This window comes from Bacillus sp. 220_BSPC (genome assembly GCF_001054655.1).
In the GTDB taxonomy this organism is placed as follows: domain Bacteria; phylum Bacillota; class Bacilli; order Bacillales; family DSM-1321; genus Peribacillus; species Peribacillus frigoritolerans.
This window is the reverse complement of record NZ_JVPL01000055.1, coordinates 1-2,372: the sequence shown is the minus strand read 5'-3', so window position 1 is coordinate 2,372 and position 2,372 is coordinate 1. Positions and strand designations below refer to the sequence as shown.

Annotated in this window: 4 protein-coding genes; 1 reads left to right on the top strand and 3 read right to left on the bottom strand. The window is 40.1% G+C overall.

Going from position 1 to position 2,372, the window contains the following annotated elements:
• Positions 1 to 90 precede the first annotated feature (90 nt).
• From cotJC to ADA55_RS03555, 3 genes are read right to left on the bottom strand one after another with little or no spacing between them, the layout of a single operon-like run.
• Positions 91 to 660, bottom strand: coding sequence for a spore coat protein CotJC (cotJC, locus tag ADA55_RS03565; protein WP_048679126.1), 570 nt, complete (start codon positions 658 to 660; stop codon positions 91 to 93).
• 13 nt (positions 661 to 673) lie between these two features.
• Positions 674 to 940, bottom strand: a complete 267-nt coding sequence (locus tag ADA55_RS03560; RefSeq protein ID WP_048679121.1) for a spore coat protein CotJB — start codon at positions 938 to 940, stop codon at positions 674 to 676.
• Positions 941 to 1,174 carry a spore coat associated protein CotJA gene (locus ADA55_RS03555; protein ID WP_048679115.1) on the bottom strand — a complete coding sequence of 78 codons (234 nt, stop codon included), beginning with the start codon at positions 1,172 to 1,174 and terminating at the stop codon, positions 941 to 943.
• Between the two features lie 257 nt (positions 1,175 to 1,431).
• Here ADA55_RS03555 and ADA55_RS03550 point away from each other — a divergent pair, with 257 nt between their 5' ends.
• On the top strand, positions 1,432 to 2,265 hold the full coding sequence (locus ADA55_RS03550) for a 3D domain-containing protein (RefSeq protein WP_048679110.1): 834 nt from the start codon (positions 1,432 to 1,434) through the stop codon (positions 2,263 to 2,265).
• The last annotated feature ends 107 nt before the right edge of the window (positions 2,266 to 2,372 follow it).

Sequence of the window (2,372 nt, the reverse complement as noted above, 5' to 3'; positions counted from 1 at the left end):
AAAGGGGTTCAGAATTTTTTAATTCCGAACCCCTTTTGTCTACAAACTGGGCAGCGGATTTTATCCGCTGCTTTTTTATTGTGAATTTCATTAAAAGAACTTCTTTTTACCTTTTTCTTCTTTTAAAATCTCCACAGCTTCCCTGAACCTCATCGAATGGACAATTTCCCTCTCGCGTAAAAACCTGAGTGAATCATTGATATCAGGATCATCCGAGATGTCAATTAACCACTGATAGGTTGCTCTGGCCTTCTCTTCAGCAGCGATATCTTCATATAAATCTGCAATTGGATCTCCTTTTGCTTGGATATAAGTGGCGGTCCATGGATTCCCTGCTGCGTCATGATAATAAAGGGCACTATCATGATTGACATAATGATCCCCTAGCCCGGCTGCTGCCATCTGCTGAGGTGTGGCATCTTTTGTAAGCTTATAGATCATCGTGGCGATCATTTCTAGATGGGCAAATTCTTCCGTCCCGATATCCGTAAGCAGGCCAATGACTTTATCCGGAATTGTATATCGTTGATTTAAGTAACGGAGTGCTGCAGCCAACTCACCATCAGCACCACCGTATTGTTCTATTAAATATTTAGCCAATCGAGGATTGCAGTCTCTTACTTTAACTGGATATTGCAGCTTCTTTTCATAAACCCACATAGCTCATCTCTCCTTATACCTGCCATGGCCAAGGGCCTCGGCCCCATTCCCATTTATTTTCACCGCCTGGACTGTTTCCAAATCCCAATAATGGACCATATTTAGGCTCAAAAACCGATTTCAGTTGTTGGGAGTATTCATGAAATTGATTGAATTGCTGTAAAGCCTGCTGGTCGTTAGGATGTGTATCCAAATAAAGAGTCAACTCGACAAGTACGAAATCGGCAGCCTGGATTTGTTCAAGCAACTGATAATATTCATCATCCAGTTTCTTATTCATTTACGTCTCCCTTTCCCGATATGGATTATCATAAAAATCATAAAAGAATTTCCAAAGTGTACCGTATTTCAAAGCTTCTTCCGGTGTGAACTGCTCCATATTGGGCGGTTGAAAATTAATATACAAATTAGGAGGTGTCCTGTAATACTTTCTCCCAATAGGCGGACACGGATCGAATTTACTATGGAAAGGTTTATATGACTTAACTAGGGTAAAAGTCTTTTCGCGAGTCACAAAAAATACCTCCTTTGTAAAGATATAGCCTTTAATTTTTATGCCTCGGTAATGCATAATATGACTGCTCTGGCCTGGAATGGGAGTTATATGGAAAAATATGTTTTTTCAGAATATTATAAAATCTTGTTATAGTCCCGTTATCTTACTGTGATGTTTGTCATCTATTCTTTATCTGTTTGTTCTTTGTATAGAAAAAAACTATGTTAAGATTTAACTCGTAGCTTATAAAGCAGCTCACAAGGAGGTAACAACATATGAAAAAATCAATCTTATCGTTAGCGGCAGCGGCTGCTATATCCGGTGCATTCACAATTCCGGTACAAGCAGAAGATGTCAAAGTGAAAGATGGAGACACATTATGGGGGATATCTCAAACATATAAAGTATCAGTAGAAGATATTAAGTCTTGGAACGATTTGTCTTCAGACGCGATTTATGCCGGAGAAACCATACATATTTCTCAAGAAGAGCATTATAAAGTAAAGTCAGGGGACACATTATCGGGAATTGCACACAAATATGATGTAGGGGTAAATGATATTAAATCTTGGAACGGTTTAAGTTCAGATACAATCCATCCTGGTCAAGAAATTGTCATTAAACCGGCAGCTAACAAAGTCGAAGCTGCAAGTGTAGGGCCTGTACAGAAATCAGAGCAAGCTGCACAAGCAGAGCAATCCGAACCAGCAGAACAATCTAAGCCAGCAGAACAAACAAAGCCGGTTGAACAATCGGAACCAGTTGAACAATCGGAACCAGCAGATTCAAACAATGAATCCCAAGATCAAGCAGAATCTGGAAAAGAGATTACTGTTAGTGCAACCGCCTATACGGCTGATTGTCAAGGCTGCAGCGGAACAACAGCAACAGGAGTGGACTTGAAAGCTAATCCTGATGCAAAGGTGATTGCTGTGGACCCATCAGTCATTCCGCTAGGATCAAAGGTTTATGTTGAAGGTTATGGCTACGCAACGGCAGCCGATACAGGCAGTGCCATCAAAGGGAATAGAGTGGACATATTTGTTCCAAACGAACAGGATGCCGTGAATTGGGGCGTTAAAGACGTTAAAGTGCAAATCCTGAATTAATTTAACCATACAAAACATGTTTATATATTGAAAAAGCAGACACAGTTATATTGTGTCTGCTCAGTTTGTAGACAAAAGGGGTTCGGAATTAAAAAATTCTGAACCCC

What these genes read in the sequence shown, in the direction of transcription:
- cotJC (WP_048679126.1), bottom strand. Translation starts at nt 660, where the DNA reads ATGTGGGTTTATGAAAAGAAGCTGCAATATCCAGTTAAAGTAAGAGAC.
- ADA55_RS03560 (WP_048679121.1), bottom strand. Translation starts at nt 940, where the DNA reads ATGAATAAGAAACTGGATGATGAATATTATCAGTTGCTTGAACAAATC.
- ADA55_RS03550 (WP_048679110.1), top strand. Translation starts at nt 1,432, where the DNA reads ATGAAAAAATCAATCTTATCGTTAGCGGCAGCGGCTGCTATATCCGGT.